Annotated in this window: 17 protein-coding genes, 1 other RNA gene and 1 pseudogene; 3 read left to right on the top strand and 16 right to left on the bottom strand. The window is 35.6% G+C overall.

The window, feature by feature from the left end; genetic code table 11:
• Nucleotides 1-44: 44 nt before the first annotated feature.
• The 11 genes from VS182_RS04640 to yfmF all read right to left on the bottom strand — a co-directional run bounded on the left by VS182_RS04640 (nt 45) and on the right by yfmF (nt 10,127).
• Nucleotides 45-1,325, bottom strand: a complete 1,281-nt coding sequence (locus VS182_RS04640) for a CinA family nicotinamide mononucleotide deamidase-related protein (protein ID WP_479484012.1) — start codon at nt 1,323-1,325, stop codon at nt 45-47.
• A 76-nt stretch (nt 1,326-1,401) separates the two neighbouring features.
• A complete protein-coding gene (gene pgsA, locus VS182_RS04635; protein ID WP_479484011.1) occupies nt 1,402-1,995 on the bottom strand; it encodes a CDP-diacylglycerol--glycerol-3-phosphate 3-phosphatidyltransferase in 594 nt (197 codons plus the stop codon).
• A 232-nt stretch (nt 1,996-2,227) separates the two neighbouring features.
• Complete coding sequence (locus tag VS182_RS04630; protein WP_479484010.1) at nt 2,228-2,851, bottom strand: hypothetical protein; 624 nt, start codon at nt 2,849-2,851, stop codon at nt 2,228-2,230.
• Nucleotides 2,818-3,132: a helix-turn-helix domain-containing protein gene (locus VS182_RS04625; RefSeq protein ID WP_479484009.1), complete on the bottom strand. Its 315-nt coding sequence runs from the start codon at nt 3,130-3,132 to the stop codon at nt 2,818-2,820. Before VS182_RS04625 ends, VS182_RS04630 begins: the two co-directional genes overlap by 34 nt.
• A 111-nt stretch (nt 3,133-3,243) precedes the next feature.
• Nucleotides 3,244-3,861 carry a helix-turn-helix domain-containing protein gene (locus VS182_RS04620; protein ID WP_479484008.1) on the bottom strand — a complete coding sequence of 206 codons (618 nt, stop codon included), beginning with the start codon at nt 3,859-3,861 and terminating at the stop codon, nt 3,244-3,246.
• 127 nt (nt 3,862-3,988) lie between these two features.
• Nucleotides 3,989-5,521, bottom strand: coding sequence for a helix-turn-helix domain-containing protein (locus VS182_RS04615; RefSeq protein WP_479492354.1), 1,533 nt, complete (start codon nt 5,519-5,521; stop codon nt 3,989-3,991).
• 62 nt (nt 5,522-5,583) lie between these two features.
• Nucleotides 5,584-6,339, bottom strand: coding sequence for a DUF3388 domain-containing protein (locus VS182_RS04610; protein ID WP_479484006.1), 756 nt, complete (start codon nt 6,337-6,339; stop codon nt 5,584-5,586).
• A 128-nt stretch (nt 6,340-6,467) separates the two neighbouring features.
• Nucleotides 6,468-6,734 carry a DUF3243 family protein gene (locus VS182_RS04605; RefSeq protein ID WP_479484005.1) on the bottom strand — a complete coding sequence of 89 codons (267 nt, stop codon included), beginning with the start codon at nt 6,732-6,734 and terminating at the stop codon, nt 6,468-6,470.
• A gap of 54 nt (nt 6,735-6,788) precedes the next feature.
• Nucleotides 6,789-7,517 carry an SDR family NAD(P)-dependent oxidoreductase gene (locus VS182_RS04600; RefSeq protein ID WP_479484004.1) on the bottom strand — a complete coding sequence of 243 codons (729 nt, stop codon included), beginning with the start codon at nt 7,515-7,517 and terminating at the stop codon, nt 6,789-6,791.
• Nucleotides 7,510-8,808, bottom strand: a complete 1,299-nt coding sequence (yfmH, locus tag VS182_RS04595; RefSeq protein WP_479484003.1) for an EF-P 5-aminopentanol modification-associated protein YfmH — start codon at nt 8,806-8,808, stop codon at nt 7,510-7,512. The genes VS182_RS04600 and yfmH overlap by 8 nt, the downstream gene beginning before the upstream one ends.
• A gap of 5 nt (nt 8,809-8,813) precedes the next feature.
• Complete coding sequence (gene yfmF, locus VS182_RS04590) at nt 8,814-10,127, bottom strand: EF-P 5-aminopentanol modification-associated protein YfmF (protein WP_479484002.1); 1,314 nt, start codon at nt 10,125-10,127, stop codon at nt 8,814-8,816.
• A gap of 690 nt (nt 10,128-10,817) precedes the next feature.
• On the opposite strand from yfmF, the gene VS182_RS04585 reads away from it, so the two are divergent.
• Nucleotides 10,818-11,840, top strand: a complete 1,023-nt coding sequence (locus VS182_RS04585; RefSeq protein ID WP_479484001.1) for a DUF1385 domain-containing protein — start codon at nt 10,818-10,820, stop codon at nt 11,838-11,840.
• 40 nt (nt 11,841-11,880) lie between these two features.
• On the opposite strand, the gene VS182_RS04580 is transcribed toward VS182_RS04585, so the two are convergent.
• The gene (locus tag VS182_RS04580) at nt 11,881-12,861 is read right to left on the bottom strand and encodes a patatin-like phospholipase family protein (RefSeq protein WP_479484000.1); all 981 of its coding nucleotides are present in this window, start codon (nt 12,859-12,861) and stop codon (nt 11,881-11,883) included.
• 98 nt (nt 12,862-12,959) lie between these two features.
• Nucleotides 12,960-13,364: a transcriptional regulator MntR gene (mntR, locus tag VS182_RS04575; protein ID WP_479483999.1), complete on the bottom strand. Its 405-nt coding sequence runs from the start codon at nt 13,362-13,364 to the stop codon at nt 12,960-12,962.
• A 156-nt stretch (nt 13,365-13,520) separates the two neighbouring features.
• Here mntR and VS182_RS04570 point away from each other — a divergent pair.
• Together VS182_RS04570 and VS182_RS04565 are read left to right on the top strand one after the other, a co-directional pair.
• A pseudogene (locus tag VS182_RS04570) lies at nt 13,521-13,676 on the top strand (DivIVA domain-containing protein); the annotation flags it as partial.
• A 48-nt stretch (nt 13,677-13,724) separates the two neighbouring features.
• Complete coding sequence (locus tag VS182_RS04565; protein WP_479492353.1) at nt 13,725-14,288, top strand: hypothetical protein; 564 nt, start codon at nt 13,725-13,727, stop codon at nt 14,286-14,288.
• Nucleotides 14,289-14,422: 134 nt separating this feature from the next.
• Here VS182_RS04565 and VS182_RS04560 read toward each other — a convergent pair whose 3' ends face one another.
• The 3 genes from VS182_RS04560 to aspS form a co-directional block, all read right to left on the bottom strand.
• Nucleotides 14,423-15,034 carry a 5' nucleotidase, NT5C type gene (locus VS182_RS04560; RefSeq protein WP_479483998.1) on the bottom strand — a complete coding sequence of 204 codons (612 nt, stop codon included), beginning with the start codon at nt 15,032-15,034 and terminating at the stop codon, nt 14,423-14,425.
• Between the two features lie 156 nt (nt 15,035-15,190).
• Nucleotides 15,191-15,386: non-coding RNA, 6S RNA (ssrS, locus tag VS182_RS04555), on the bottom strand.
• Between the two features lie 141 nt (nt 15,387-15,527).
• Complete coding sequence (gene aspS / locus VS182_RS04550; protein ID WP_479483997.1) at nt 15,528-17,294, bottom strand: aspartate--tRNA ligase; 1,767 nt, start codon at nt 17,292-17,294, stop codon at nt 15,528-15,530.
• Nucleotides 17,295-17,300: the final 6 nt, after the last annotated feature.

Here is a 17,300-nt window from a genome sequence, read left to right as displayed (position 1 = left end):
TTCCCCGCTCGGCTTACTTGAATGAATAAAATTTAAAGCTGTTTTTAGTGTACCGGTTGAAAACCATGCGGGGAAATCTTATCATTATGGTTCAGGTACTTCCATAGACAAAATAATGTATTATGCGTAGATAAAGATTGAATCAATGCTCTATTTAAATTAGGCCACTTAAAAAAACAGGCAAAACTCTGTTTGCCCGCAGCTAAGCCGATAAACACATTTCCCGGTAAAACACCATCATGTGCTGAAGGTCCTGCTGATCCCGTAATAGATAAACCGATCGTGGAACCAAACAACGTTCTGGCTTTAGTAGCTAAAGCGCAAGCTACTTCAGCGCTAACAAGTCCTTTATCACGTAAAAGTTCTTCAGAAATACCAGCAATTGTCTTTTTGCTCTCACTACTGTAAGCTACAAGACCACCTTTAAATGTAACACTACTCCCAGGAACAGAAGTAAGCTCTTGCGCAACTTGTCCACCCGTACAACTCTCGATTAAAGATAAAGTCTGACCTCGAGAAGCTAAAGCACGGATTACCGCTTCGGCCAAAGACATGTTGTCTTTATCATAACACCAATAGCCTACACGTTCCAAAATTTTCTGACACAATTGATCCAAAGCGATCATAGCCACGCTTTTTTCATCAGCAAAAGCTCTTAAGCGTAAAACCATGCCTCCATTTTTTTGGGAATAAGGAAAAAAGGTAACATTAGGATAAAGACCGATCAAATCTTCTATCTGAGCCACCAAAGAGGTTTCGCCTATATAACCAAAAGATAGCTCTTTCCATACATATAACTTCTCTGCACCAGGCATTTTCTTTAGATAAGGAATTAAATAATTCATAACCATAGGTTTCAACTCATTGATCGGTCCAGGCAACAAGGCATAGGTTATATCATCTTTATGAAGTACAAATCCCGGCGCCGTACCATGTGAATTATCTAAAATATGGCCATTTTTAAAAACATCTGCTTGTTTCTCATTACCTTTAGGTAACGACATACCACGACTTTGAAAAAATCTCATCAGCATATGATAAATATTGTGATCGCGTACAAGTGGTTCATCTAAAAAAGACGCCAGGGTTTCTTTGGTAACATCATCATGTGTTGAACCTAAACCACCTGTCAAGATAATCAAATCAACTCGCTGGATCAAAAAAGCTAAAGCATTCCGTAATATAGCATCTTGATCCGGCACTGTCATATGAAAATTAACAACAAAACCTAGCTCTGTACATAAATTGGCTAAATATTGTGCATGACTATCCAGTGTAAAACCCGTAGTTAATTCCGATCCTACCGTTAAGATCGCTACACGCAAGAAGAAGTAGCTCCTCTCAAGAAAATATTATTATGTTCTAAATTCTAAGTTATTTTCACGAGCAATTTTGTTCATCTTATTCATTATCCGTCGATGTCTTTAACGTGATGAGATGCCTATTTTTAAAGAAATAATAAAAACCCGATAAAATCGTAATTATAACAGCAAACCAAATCGCAATCTTTGTAAAAGGAAATAAAATCATGGGAAAGGGGACATTGGCCAGCATCAGGGAGACAATGGCCACGACTTGCGAACAAGTCTTTAATCTTCCTAGTGAATTAGGAGTGATAATCAAACCATCCGCTGCTGCTAGGAGACGCAAACCAGTGACAGCAAATTCACGACTTATAATCAATATAGACATCCAGGCTTCTAATCGACCCATCTCCACTAAAAAGATAAGAGCAGCTGTTATTAAAAGCTTATCCGCCAAAGGATCTAAAAATTTCCCTAACCTCGTAACCGTATCTCGACGACGAGCAATATATCCATCTAACCCATCTGTACAAGCAGCTGCCAAAAAGACAAATGTGGCCAACAACTCACCGATGCTGAGCAATGTGCCCCCGATGGCAACTGATCCTAAATGAAGTCTTAACAGCAAAAAAAACATAATGATAGGTACCAAAAAAATACGGGCCAGCGTGATTTTGTTGGCCAAATTCACTTCGACCGACCCCCTAAGGTAGTTTTCTGATTTTTTTAAAAAAAATACGACAGGTAATAACATAGAAAAAAATACAACCAAAAATAGAAAACTACCTTAAAAAACTATTAGGGTGTTTTGTGGAATCAAAAAAGTATAATTCAGGCCCAGTTTAACCATTAGCTCGCTGAAATTCAATATCCTCGTTATAATAAATTTGTCACACATCATCGATTGATTACCATTAAGATCTCTACTTCGGACAAACCTCATTGCGACAAAACAGGTAATTACCAGATCCTTGACGATTACTCAAGCCCATTAAAACAAATGTCCCATTGACAACAATTTTAACAGAAGATACATCATCCATACGTAAATAAAGACCATATGTATCATTAGCAGACAATGGATATCCTGGCTTAACATCACCAGTAGCTAAAAGACGCGGTGTAGGAAAGGCATATATATCAATCTTATTCTCCTTTGATGTTTCGACAAAAACATCAATATTTTTGCCTCCTAAAACCATGTATTTATCTGTTCCATTTTGCTGACCTAAATAATTAACCTGTACAGGATCTGCATACATATGCTCATCCTGTATACTTTGCGAATTATTTTTATTATGAAATTTAGCGTCTTTAGCATTTTTATACTTAAAAACATAAAATATGATCGCTGAAGCGATAAGTATAAATGCGCCAAAAGTTATAAACAAAACCCAGAAAAACCTTTTACGATCAAAAAATATCACCTTACGACGACGAGGAAAAAAGCTAGTACCATTCATGGTAGAAAAATCATATCTGCTGCTATCAATACTCATTTCATCATGATCTTCTAATTCATTAGCACGCGACATCGATTCATCCAAAATAATGTCACCATTTTTTTTTTTATTATTTGTTGCTCTTTATCTAGCATCTTTTGTTCTTGATTTAACATCTGGGGTTTTGGAGATTGAGTGGTTGGTACGTCTTTTTGATTTAATAATTCTTCATATGCCTTAAGAAATTTAAGAGCATTTTCACGAGAACCAAAATATCCTAAGTTATTTTCTTCCAAAGCCCATATGTCAGCTGGGTGAACACTTAAAAGACGCGCTACTTCTTCAATACGTCTTTTTTGGCGCAAACGTTCCTGCCTTAGGTTCAAAGCATCCACCCACCTCCTTGAAAAGAAGCAAAACTTAGACACAACAAAAACCTAGCCCAGGGCTAGCGATGGCATTATTTAATAAAAAAATTACTATATTCTCATTATTTTCTAAACAATAGACCACACAGCTAACCCTATCATTATCACAGAAAAAATAAATAATATAACAGACATTATCAAAAAAACATCGGCTCGTTTACGAGCAACAAGTTGTTCTCTGCGACCCTTTATTTTAAATATTTTCGTTTGATCCAACTCATTTTGACTATAAAATCCCTCAGATATGGATTTTGCATGGAAATCATTACCTCGGGCTATTTCTTGCGAAAATTTATCCTCTGAAAAAGAAGCTTTGGCCATAATCGTATCACCATTTAATCCTTTTTCTGTTGTCAAATTATAATCTCGTACTGCCTGGAATTTCCCTGTTAGACCACGTTTTTCTTGTTCATAACGTCGATAACGACGTAAAAACCGATGTGGATCAATACCTACACACTTAGCATAAGTACGCAAAAGCGATCTTACATAAAAAGGACCCGGAAGCTTATCGAAAGCACCTTGTTCCATAAGAAGTAGGTGCTCTTTACTAAATCGCGTCTTCTCTTGGATCTCTTCAAGCGAAATACCACGACAACGACGCGTTCGTTGTAAAACCTGTCCTACAGCAGAAATTGGATCATCATTCTCTTTTACAGGATAGCATACGTCATATGAACGTGTCAAAAAAACACTCCTTCCATATAAAATTTATTTCAGTTCTTCTATAGCAAAATGATTCACAAAGATAAAATACAAGTTAGAGACAATTTCAAAGTTATTTTTATTGTTTTATTTTCTTTGTGTTATTGTTTTATAGATTTTCCAATACTTTGTTTGTAATCATAATCATTTTTTTGGGTTGTTGAGTACGATAAAACATATAAACTGAAGCACAAATAATTAACAAAGCTGTGCCACAAATTAGCATAATTTTATAAACACGACTAAAATTACTGGTCATGGTATCTTTCTTATCCAAAAGCGAATCAGACCTTTCACGTCTTGTTAAAACCCTCGTACTCGTGTCTTCATTCAAGGTTTTAGCATGACGAGAGGCTGGTTGCTCATCGCTTTCAGGGATATGTTTAAGGGTAACATCATCGTTCAAGGCATCTGATGCTACATCAACCTGAAGTGCCATTTTAGGACGTTTAATCCAACGAGCATAGATAACTTTCCGATTTGGCATAGACATTGTATCTTGTGAAAAGGTACGTTCAGATGTTAGATGTGATAATACTTTATCATTGAAGTATAAATTTTTTTCAACTGATGGCTCTAAATTAGAATTAACCTCAGCGATAGGTGGCATAGGATTCTGCTGAGAAGGCATTCTTGCGGATGGCTTAGGTGATCGCGGCTGCAAAAGATCTCTTGTTGAATGAGATTTTGTACGAGGTAGTTGTGTCGGTAATGCAGGTCTCTGAGACGGTCCTTGTAATGATCCTTTTCCAAATCTATTCCCCGGTGTCTGTCCAGCGCCTGGCTTGGCCATTTTTTTAGGGTTAGGTTTTTGAGCAATAGGTTTTGAAGTCATAGGTTGAGCGGGATTAAAAGAACGTCTTTTATCGGTGAATGATGGCTTAATACGAGGTCTATTATTATCGATAAAAGTTGGTGGTGTACTGGTTGGGGTTCGTGGTGTATGAGTTTGATTTGGTGGTGTACTGGTTGGGGTTCGTGGTGTATGAGTTTGATTTGGTGGTGTATTGGTTGGGGTTCGTGGTGTATTGGTTGGGGTTCGTGGTATATGAGTTTGGTTTGGTGGTGTATTGGTTGGGGTTCGTGGTGTATGAGTTTGGTTTGGTGGTGTATTGGTTGATGGCTTATTCGTTGATAGACTTTGATCGAGATTATGCCTTGGAGTAGTGGCTTCTCGAGGAAGATCTTTCGTATAAGAAGGGGGCCTAGAATGAGGACGTAAATTTTTATTCGGTAATATTCCGGATGAATCTTGATAATTTTTATTAGATAAAGGATTATTAGGACTTTTACCAACTTTATGACGAGAATCCATATTAGGCGACCCACTCATAGGATCTTTCTGTAAAAAATTTTCTCTGGTTTTTGCTTTTGGTGTTTCTTGTTTAATTTCTTTTTGCATTCCTTGTCGATTATCTTTTATATTATAGCTATTTGCTAATAATTCGGCATCTTCATTGACAACTTTAGCATATGTACGAATGTAAGAACGGATATACATTGGGCTAGGCAATAAATCAAACCGCGAGTTTTCCATTGCTTTTAAATATCTGATAGGTATACCGGTTAAACGTTCGATATTAGAAAATGACATACCCTTACTTTCACGTGCTCTTCTCAGCCGCTCTCCCACATCTACCATATTATCACTCCTTTCTAAGAAGTTAACATTCTATGCATAATTAATCAACTACTATTTATGTATTATTCATATAATGATTCTAAAGAATCATATGTAATAACTTCATCCGGATTGCTACGAAGCTCGATTAGGCATTGAAAATCTGCTAATGTATGTCGTGTACCTTGTACAAAAATATCAGGATGCTCAATAATTTTAGCTGTATCAAGATTGAAAATTTTTCTTAAAACTTCTTGATGTCGTTCATCATAACGACGTGTTGAAACCACACCATCAAGGATATAAACAAAGTCCTCCGATATCATACCTTCATCCAAGTTAGTCGACAAGGTTTGATTGAGCAACGTGGACGAGATTAAAACCCAACGTTTATTAGCACAAACACTTGCAGCAACAATAGATTCTGTTTTGCCAACCCTAGGCATACCACGCAAGCCAATTAGCTGATGACCTTTTTGTTGCAACATAGACCCAAGAAAATCGACAAGCAAGCCAATTTCTTCACGCGTAAAGCGATATGTTTTCCCTTGCGGACAACTATCAACAGCACGCCCATGACGAATAGCCATACGATCAACTAAAGTCGGCAGACGAAAAGCGGTCATTGTAATATCATCAACTTGCGATATAATTTGCTCTAAAAGGGCAATTTTAGCCTCATTTTTAACACAACATAGTACCCCTCGTCTCTGAGGTCCCATGCCACTAATAGCGACAATATTGATCGATAAAAGTCCTAAAGCAGAGGCAATGTTACCAAGTAAACCCGGTCGATTTTGGTGTATCTCATATTCCAAATACCACTCACGATCATGCATAAAAGATACCCCCGATCACTTGATACATTGTATATTAAACGGACCTCCTTCTTCAAATTAGCAGGCTGATAAAATGATAACACCGCCCCGTTTTAGCATAAGGAGCGGTTTAATGAACTAAGTTTTTATTACATATTTGCTGTTGGTTGTTCATGATCAACAAATTTTACCATCAATTTAGCGATCGTTTGTTGCTGATCCCTATCAGCGACTTCCCATAAATCTTTCAATAGTTTTTCTTGAACATTTTCAGGGTTAACATTGGTAGCTAAATAATCACCTAATTGGCAGGCTAAATCACAAACATGTTGATCATCAATACCAATAGAACGTGCTTGTTGAAGACGTGAATGTAAAAATTGTTTCCATTGACCGAATTCTTCTAATGTAGACAAGATGCAAAAACCCTCTCTCTTTGTTATATTAAAAAACTTGATTCGCGAACTATCTTAACCACGAAAACCACCACTTATACCAATAACTTGTCCGGTAATATAACTAGCTTCATCGGAACATAGATAAAATATTAAAGAAGCTACCTCTTGTGGGGAACCGATACGACCTGCTGGTATATCAGCTAATAATGCATCTATGTCAATATCTTGTTCTTGTAACTGCTTACTCATCAGTGGTGTATCAATAACACCTGGAGCAACAGCATTAACCGTTATACCCATAGGAGCAACTTCTTGAGCAAGGGAACGTATCAGGCCCTCTTGAGCTCCCTTAGCTGAGGTATAAAGCGTCTCAAGCGAACCACCGCATGCTTGGACAAAGATAGAGGTTACGATAATGATTCTACCTTTACGAGCTTTAAGCATCTTAGGCAAAATGCATCGTATAGCAAGAAAAGGTAATTTAACATGTACGTTAAATAAATGATCCAAATCGTCACTATCAAGTTCTTGGCATAAACCAATACGCGTATCCCCAGCCGCATGAATATAAAAAATAGGATCTATATCGTAAGCTGAAAAAGCATGCATATGATTATCGGATGCCTTGATAGCTAAAGCTTTTACCCCTAAATCCTCACATGAAGCAACAACATTTTCTGCTTTATTTTGATCTTGACCATATGTAAAAGCAATGTTGTAGCCTTTTTCTGCAAATAGCAAGGAAATCGCATGCCCAATACCTCCGCTCCCCCCATCAATCATTGCCCAATCATTAGCCATTCATCCTCGGACGAATGATCGATGTAGCCATCATCTTAGGATTAAATAGCTCTTTTAGACGTTGATGAGCTTTTTCTGGTTGTAACTTAGCTAAAACATCTGCAACAGAAAAAGGATTTATGTCCATAAACTGCCAAGGTGTAAAGGAGTTAGCAATCCACTCTAAGATATTTAAATTTTGCAGCATAACACCAAGTTTCTGACGTTGTAAACGTTTGAAATCATCTAAGTTGATCCCTCGTTCACATGCATCATATATACCTTGCTTCAAACGTTTAACAAGTTCGTCAGGTTTTGGTGTATGGCCACCCAAAATAACGTAACCATAAGTTTCTTCTAAAACGTATCCCGCTGAGAAGGAACTATCAAGTAGACCTTGATCATATAATTCTTGATATAAATCAGAACTATTACCTAAAACAACTTCTACAGCTAAAGATGTCAGCAAATCCTGTTGCAATATATCTATCCCACGCAAATTTAAAAACGAAGCAGACTCTTTAAAACCTAACAAGCATTTCGGTATACCAATGCTAAGTTTTTGGTCAAACGCCGCGGAAGCAATATGATCAGGTTCGTCAGGTAAAATATGCTCGATCTTGGGCAACTTAGGAAAAACACGTTTCTGTTGATCTGAACGTACCACATCAAAAGCTTTTTGCGGATCAACTGCTCCTACAATAAAAAGAATCATGTTGCTAGGATGATAAAATGTTTCATAGCATTTATAAAGGATTTCTTTTGTAATACCGGAGATTGATTCGACTGTACCCAAGATATTACCTTTAACCGGATGATAATTATATAAACAATTGGTTAAGCCTAAGTAAGCATTCCAATCAGGATCATCATCATACATACTGATTTCTTGACCAATAATACCTTGTTCTTTAGCTACATTTTCATCTGTGAAATATGGTTGCTGCACAAAAGAAACTAGCGTTTGTAAATTTTTGTACAGATTCTGGGTACAAGAAAATAAATACGTCGTATGTGTATATGTTGTGAAAGCATTAGCTGTAGCACCTTGTACAGAAAAACGATTAAAAGCATCGCCTCCACCTGGTTCTTCGAATAATTTATGCTCCAAAAAATGCGCTACACCATCTGGTGTACTAATAGGCTCGCCATTACCAATACGAAAAATACTATTATTAGCACCATAGTTAGTTGTAAAAGCAGCATATGTCTTATGGTATCCTTTTTTAGGTAAAACATAAACGCATAAGCCATTAGGTAATTTCTCACAGAACATCTCTTCTTTTAAAACATTACATGTTATTTTTTCCAAAAATATCACCCCTCTGGCTGCAAAATATAAATGGTGTCTAATTGTATTTTTTCAGCTATGGCACAAATAGCAGTTTTTTCTAAACGACTTATATCATCAATCAATGACTCTGGGGTCAAAGGCGTTCCATTAATCAAACATTTATAATGAAATTGAATCATACCAAATGCATTGTCTTGTGAAGAACGGATTTGATTAGAGAGCACAACCTTAGTTTTATGGAATTCATCTTCATCAAACTTGCCTTTTTGCACAGCCTCTAGCTGCTGCAAAATAATTTTTTCCGCTTTTTCACAATTAGCATATTCAATACCGGCCTGAATACCCAGAAAACCTTTTTGGGCTTCTAAACGAGATGAACAAAAATAAGCCAAGCTAAATCGTTCACGCACTTCTAAGAAAAGTTTCGAATGCGGAAAAGCACCTAAGATACCATTAAAAAACAACAAAGCAGGATAGTCCTTATCCGTTGATTTAGTAACCGTATGAAAACCCATATGCAAACGGCACTGTTGTACATCCATTTTTTCTGTGAAACGATTAACTTGGCCTTTAGGACGCATAGGTGAAACTGATGTATAAGCTTTGTTGTCAACAGCAGTCTTTGAAGTATTGTCAATCTTAAGAGAAGCTAGTAACATTTTTTTGGCAATCGCATTTATTTCTTCAGCAACTTTATCAGGCTTGACGTTACCCACGATATAGAAGTCAATTGAATATTTCTTCATTAAACTTAAATAATATTCATATAATTTTTTTTCTGTTAACTGGTCTAAATCGCTCTCTTTACCTAAAACAAACAACGAAAATGGTTCATTAGGATACATCTTCTCCAATAACTTCTGGGAACAATATGCACCTTTGTCATTTTTTAAACTTTCTATTTTTTGACGCAAATTCTGCTTTTCTGATTGGACAAAGTTGCGATCAAAAGCCCCATTCTCTATTTTAGGCGCCAAAAGCAACTCGTTTAATAAAAGAATAGCATCCTGCAGCAAATTACTAGCCCCAGGCAAATAATCGTCATGAGGTACAGATAAACTAAGCTCTATAATATGATTTTCGCCCGCTTTAGCAATATTAGAAGACAAACTAGCCCCATACATATACTCCAATTTTCTGTTTAACTCTAAAGTTGTTGGATGAGAAGCAGTACCTCTTTTAAGCACATAAGGTAGCAAAGCACCTGCCGTGGCGGTATGCTCTGATAAAGGATATGTAAGGAAGATCATCATTGTCGTCGTTTTAAATTTATCCGTAACGGAAACATGCAGCTTGCCATTAGGTATAGGCAATGTTACAAAAGAAGTGCAAGACATACATAACCCCCCTATTGAAAAAAATCTGTCATTAAAAAAATATAAATACACTAAGAACCAGCTTTATGATTTTACCCGATAAATATACATGAATAATTAACCAATTCCAAGATTACCAACCAATTTTATCTTTTCATACAATACAATGCAAAGCAAGGTTTAAATACACATGCTTTTGAACAATTTTAATTACTTTGATGCTTTTTTAGCCATTTACACTTTTTAAGAAATTCCTTTAAATAATTTTTTAACAATCACAAATAGAAATTTTAAATGCACATAAAGTTACTAAGATATCTTTTATACAGCATATTATCTTTTTCTGTTATATCCAAATGTCTAATTAATATTAAAACGATATACTAAGTAACAGTCGTCATATATATTGACCATATGTAAATTTGTCTCTTGATATTTGTGTTATCATAAAGTGAGAGACCTCGTAAATTATTAAAAGCAAAATCTAATATTAAATATTATATTTTTTATCTCTAAAGTTTACAAATTACAAGCTGGCTTTTTAAGTGTATAATTTGTAATATAAATACTAACTTTTTGCTTTTAGATTACTCTAATTCTATAAGATAAATAGGTAATATAAACAAATTATGTTAAAATTAAATCTTTATAGTTTGACTTATAAAAAATATATTTATAATTTCTTTTTTATAAATAAAGGTGGTGAATTCTTTGGCTAAAAAAGCAACATATGGCGGTTTAGCAGTTACCGAGGGAGTCATGTTAGGTAGTCAACATAATCAAGTGACAGCCGTACGGCGCAAAAATGGCGAAATTGATATGTATGAGGTGGAAAAGAAGAAATCTGTTTTACGCCAGTATATAAGTAAGATACCTTTAATACGAGGTGTATGCGCCATATTTTATACGAGTATAGATAATATTAAACATATGATGTTTGCTAAAGAAGTATATTACAATGACAAATACCAAGACGCGTCGGATGAAAAACTGTCATCGAGTGAACCAATGGATGAAAAAAGTATCCTAGCAGCTAAAAAAAGCCAGCGGGATGAAGAAAAAGCATCTATCTTTTCTGATCTGGATTGGTGGATGTGGGGAATAATTATCATTGTAAATATAGCTGGTTTTATTATTTCCAAAATTATTTTCTCATCTGTACCAGCCGCTTTATCAAGCTATTTTTTCGATGATATTGTAAAGAATAATATCGCACAAAATTTCATTGAAGGCGGCATAAAAGTCCTAATGCTATTAATAATTTTTATTACCGTGACGCGAACACCTCTGATGAAACGCTTATTACAATATCATGGTGCAGAACATAAGGTTATAAGCGCGTATGAGGCTGGGGATGAATTAAATGTAACAAACGTACAACGTCATTCAACTCTACACTATCGCTGTGGTAGTAGTTTTATTATTTTTACGATTCTGGTTGGTATTATCGTTTATTCTTTTTTCAGTTACGATAATATATGGGACCGCATTATAACGCGCATTTGGCTAATACCTACGGTCATAGGCCTTTCTTTTGAAGCACTTCATCTCACCAATATGGTACGTAAAGTACCTATTCTAAAATATCTTGGTTATCCTGGTTTATGGTTACAAAAATTAACAACCCGCGAACCGAAAAACGAACATGTAGAAGTAGCCATTGCAGCGTTTAAGCGTTTGCAAGAGTTAGACCAAAAAACATGCGATGCAAAAAAGGTAAATGAGTTAAGTTGATTCAGTAAATAATTAAAAGAGCTGATCGCCAAAAGCTCTTTTAATTATTTACGTTTAAACGTAACTTATCTTTGGATGATTTATGGGCAGATTTGGTTTGGTTTCTAATAGACACATAATTCAAAAAATTCCAACTTTTAAAAAAACTTTCTGCAGCATCTACCCCAGCTAAATATAGTTCATTTTTACTCGAACGGGATAAATCAAAATCAGTAACCTTAATATTTAAACTAGGGACCTCAATCGTTCGAAGTTGTTCCTGTTGGAGCGCAAAGTAGTAATCATGTGCATTAATCATTGTGTAAACTACAGAACGAAGGAAAGATAGTGGACTATCAGAAACACTAACTGGGTCTTTTGAGGATGACATAATACGAAAGCCAAAGGTAGGCCAACGAGGCGGATGGCGATCAAACAACCAGATCGGAAAATTACTTAATAAACCACCATCCACGATATAACTTGTAGTGTTTGTCGGTTTATGTTTCAAAGATACAGGATCAAATAAAAATGGAATATTACAACTCATCCGCACAGCTCTAGCTATGCTCATTTCATGTGGTTTGAGACCATATTCAATTAAATCTTTAGGTAAAACCAATAACTTACCCCTAGTTATATCGGAAGCAATTATCGATAATGATATATGAGATGGTAAATCAGAGAAAAAACGAACTCCTTTAGCAAACAATAGATTTTCTATCCATGTTTCTAGATAAGCAGACCGATAAAGACCATTATAAAAACAAAACCGCAAGAAACGACCTAAACGGCAACCAAAAATAGATAATTTATCATACCAAGCAGGTGGTAAAAAAGCAGAAAAATCTTTTGACATCATGATATCATGTAATTCATGTGTTTTGTAACCCGCAGCTAAGAGTGATGCTAAAATAGCTCCTGCCGAAGTACCCGCTAAACGACGAAAAACATAACCTCTACGTTCCGCTACCGATAAAGCACCTACCAAACCAATTACTTTTACACCACCACCCTCAAAAACAGCATCTGCACAAGTCATTTAACTCCTCCTAAAGAAAAAAATAAAACACTGGGGTAAAAACCAACTCTAAAATATGTATTAACAGCTATCACTTAGGATAGCCTAACGAAAATAACTTATGGCGCATGGTCAATTTTAGGCGGCCAATCTTGACGATCTTTTAAGTAAGTAATTAAAAGTTCAATTTGTTGTAAGGTTGGCCAACTTAAATGATGCTCCATACCTTCAACTTCTTGATGAATAATTTCTTTAGGAACACCTATCATTTGCAAAAATCGTTCTAACAAAGCATGCCGCCAAACTAATCTCTCAGCAATTTCGTTACCTTTGTCTGTCAAAATCAAACCTCTATATTTTTCATAAGAAAGGTAACCATTTTTAGCCAATTTCTGCACCATTTTGGTAACAGAAGAAGGATGGACAGACAGAACTTCAGCAATATCAGAAACACGAGCATATCCCTTGCTATCAATTAATTTAAAAATATACTCCAGGTAATCTTCCATACTCGGCGTCGGCAACCTTAGATCTTCCCCTCTATGCTCTAACACAAAAATTAAGTATAAATTAATATTAAAAAATAAGCGTTAATAAAAAATAAAGATAAATAATAATCAACGAAATAAAAATCCGATAGACAAGATAGATACCTTCTCCTTGTTAAGGAGGGATTAAATATCTCAAAGCGCTTATCAGCTCAAGATATCCATAACAAAGATTTCAAAGTAGGCCTAAGAGGTTATGATGTAAATGAAGTTAATGACTTTTTAGATCTTGTAATAAAAGATTATATCGATTTTGAACGAGAAAAGAAAAAACAAGATAAAGACCAAGATAAAGTATCACAAGAAACAAATAATGAAACAAAACAGATGTTGCAAATGCTACATCAATTGTTACAAGAAACGCACCAATTAAAAGAAGAAAATTACCATCTAAGACAACAAATAGGTCAATTGCCCGGTATTATACAAGCACATTTATCACGCATACAAACTCAACAATTACCTCCACAACAAAATCCTCAACAATTACCTCCACAACAAAATCCTCAACAATTACCTCCACAACAAAATCCTCAACAATTGCCACCTCAACAAAATCCTCAACAATTGCCTCCACAACAAAATCCTCAACAATTACCTCCACAACAAAATCCTCAACAATTGCCACCTCAACAAAATCCTCAACAATTGCCTCCACAACAAAATCCTCAACAATTGCCTCCACAACAAAATCCTCAACAATTACCTTCACAACCAGCAACGCCAGCATATAATCAAGTGCCTAAAGCTCGTTTTTATAATCCTAACTATACTCATAAAAATAGACCTAATAGATCTTCTCACCAACATTTACGACAACAACAAAACAATCCTCGCCAACCAAGAAATAACTATAATCAATACCCACCTGATTATGATCCAAATAATCCATACAGGTAAAACCCCTGCTCAAGATCTTATGCGAATAGAGCGCTTCAAGCGGGGGAAGATTCCTATGTTTTTTGGTTGGTTCTAAAAAATAATTATATGGAATTTATATATATTTTATGTTAATTAATGGCGAATAAAAAAAATCACTTTTCAGGAAAAAGATTCCCAAAATGAGCAGATGCCTTTGCAATTAAATTATATGCTTCTGACCAATGCCGCATACGCTGTAACGGTAGCGTAAAATGATGATTATAACAAGCATCAAAAATAATTGTCGGTATCCTATGATCAAATAAATTTTGTAAATGAATAGGATCGTCCTCAAAAAAAACATCTAGTTGTAATTTTTGAGCTAATTCCCCCTTTACAAGTGAATCAAAGTACATGTTTTCCTCTTTATAAGGGAAATCGTACTTCTGTAACCACTCTTTTGTTACCTTACGCACACTATCGACATCAGGTCGCGCCGTTACAAAAAAAATATCATGCTCCTTCGCCAAATCATTTAAAGTAAAAGAAGCATGATCAAATGGCTTCGTGGCTTTATATATACTTGCTTCCCACTTTTTCCACATCTCCTGAAATCCTTTAGGATCGAGCCCAAATTCTTTGTAAGCAACACCATACAAATGTGGAACATCCGGAACATTTAGATTCTTTAAAGAAATGTTTTTATTGTAAACTTTATTAAGAAAATCAATAGCTGTTTCATGTGTATTTTTCACTGTACCATCTAAATCCACACCGATACGCAATCTTTATCCTCCTTTGCATAATTTTGATTATTAAATCACTATTATCTCATTATTTATTTCTTTTTTATTTCTTTTTTATTTCTTTTCCGGCTGACATTAGTTAATGACAACTAAACATTATATATCATAAAACTAATTTACGATTATTAACAAACAAAAGATCCCACCGTGCCGTACATCCTGGATTTAGAACCTGCGCCAATTAAGTGGGTGCTCGCAGTCGACGTGTTTGTTATTCCCGCATCCAAAGGAAAGGGACACCACAATACGCCGAATCATATAAAGCTCCCGAAGGTTCTAGCAATGTTAGATTCCAAAATGCCTAGAGATAATACAAACACGGTCGGATCTTTCTTTCACAGTTTAATCTTATCAAAAGTATTTTCATATTTCAATCGTATTATCACGAAAAACAAAAACTGTTATTTATACACCAATTAAGAGTTGCTACGAATAATGTAAATAAATTTAAGTGATTTAAATTATTTTCAACTTAATTTTGTACTTTAAGATGCAAAATATCTAGTTGTTCTTTTGTAACAACAGATGGTGCTTGTGTCAAAGGACATGTTCCGGATGCTGTTTTGGGAAAAGCGATACACTCACGTAAATTAGCCTCCCCAGTAAGTAGAGAAATCAACCGATCTAAACCAAGTCCAAATCCTAGATGGGGAGGCGCACCATGCGAAAGAGCATTGATCAAAAAACCGAATTGCTCTGTCATTTCATGATCAGAAAAACCTAATTTAGCAAATACCCGCTTCTGCAACTCAACATCATGAATACGTTTACCCCCACTACCTAATTCACATCCATTAAGTACCAAATCAAATGTTTCAGCACGAACGCGTGTAGGATCGGTATCCCAATAAACCATATCTTCTAATACAGGACTGGTAAAAGGATGATGGAGAAAATCTAATTTCCCTGTAAGTGGATTTTTTTCCCACATAGGAAAGTTGACGATAAAAAGCGGTATATTTTTATTAACCTTAACATCATCAACTACTTTAGCAATTTCCAATCTCATAGCACCCAAGATAGGTAAAATATCTGCTGTCTTACCAGCCAAAGCAACCATTAGATCCCCATCACAAATCGATAAGGTGCTTTTTAAACGCACTATCTCTGCCTCGCTTAAACGATTAGCTAATGGACCTTTAACATTATCCCCGGAAAAAGCAAACCACATCAAGCCTTGCGCACCTAAAATTTTAGCCTTTGCTTCCCAAAGTTGTAATTGTTTACGCCCGATCGAAGCCTGACCAGGAATTTTAATCGCCCTGATACTACTGTCTTCATTTTGCATTTGCTGAAAAATAGCAATTTTACTACCATTAAAAACAGAAGAAATATCTTCTATTGTCAAAGCAATACGCAAGTCTGGTTTGTCAGTACCATACTTATCCATCGCCTCTCGGTATGTAAGGCGTAAAAAAGGCGCTTTCGGTATATGTTGATCTGTTTGTTCCAGACAAGAAAGTAATATCTTTTCTAAAAGTGTCTGTAAAATATGTATACTTGAAAAAGACATCTCTAAATCAAGTTGGGTAAATTCTGGTTGACGATCAGCGCGTAAATCTTCATCACGGAAACAACGCGCAAATTGATAATAACGTTCTAAACCGGCAACCATCAAAATTTGTTTAAATAATTGCGGAGATTGAGGTAAAGCATAAAATGAACCCCCATGTACTCTGCTGGGAACTAAATAATCACGCGCCCCTTCAGGTGTGCTTTTAGTTAATATAGGTGTTTCAACTTCACAAAAATTCTTTTTATCTAAAATAGAACGGATAACACGCGTTATCTGATGACGAAAACGTAAACGTTTCTGCCATTTATCACGCCTTAGATCTAAATAACGATATTGCAAACGCACTTTCTCATCAACATATTCATCATCCGAAACAGAAAAAGGCAACATTTGAGCTTTGTTAAAACAATACATATCAAAAGCCTTAAGCTCAATTGCACCCGTGTATAATGTTTTATGTACAGTATCAGGTTCGCGTTTCACAATCGAACCTTTAATAGAAACCACCGTTTCCAAGGGCAACTGCGACGCTTCAGCTTGTAAAACTTTTTGATCAGCTTGGAATACCACCTGAACAATACCCGAAGCATCACGTATTTCTAAGAACAGCAAACCACCTAGATCACGTTTTCTATGTAACCAACCATTGATAATAACTTCACAACCCAATTTATCAGGTGTATCCGATATCAAGATTGTTCTTTGCCATTTACTTTCAGTCATACTAAA

The sequence above is a fragment of the Pasteuria ramosa genome, from assembly GCF_056496785.1.
The sequence above is the reverse complement of the archived record's forward strand: the minus strand, read 5'-3'. Positions and strand labels throughout refer to the sequence as shown.

Bases quoted from the DNA above. Each gene is read 5' to 3' on its own strand.
- VS182_RS04615 (WP_479492354.1), bottom strand. From the start codon at position 5,521: ATGGTAGATGTGGGAGAGCGGCTGAGAAGAGCACGTGAAAGTAAGGGT.
- VS182_RS04610 (WP_479484006.1), bottom strand. From the start codon at position 6,339: ATGCATGATCGTGAGTGGTATTTGGAATATGAGATACACCAAAATCGA.
- VS182_RS04600 (WP_479484004.1), bottom strand. From the start codon at position 7,517: ATGGCTAATGATTGGGCAATGATTGATGGGGGGAGCGGAGGTATTGGG.
- yfmF (WP_479484002.1), bottom strand. From the start codon at position 10,127: ATGTCTTGCACTTCTTTTGTAACATTGCCTATACCTAATGGCAAGCTG.
- VS182_RS04580 (WP_479484000.1), bottom strand. From the start codon at position 12,861: ATGACTTGTGCAGATGCTGTTTTTGAGGGTGGTGGTGTAAAAGTAATT.
- VS182_RS04565 (WP_479492353.1), top strand. From the start codon at position 13,725: ATGCTACATCAATTGTTACAAGAAACGCACCAATTAAAAGAAGAAAAT.
- aspS (WP_479483997.1), bottom strand. From the start codon at position 17,294: ATGACTGAAAGTAAATGGCAAAGAACAATCTTGATATCGGATACACCT.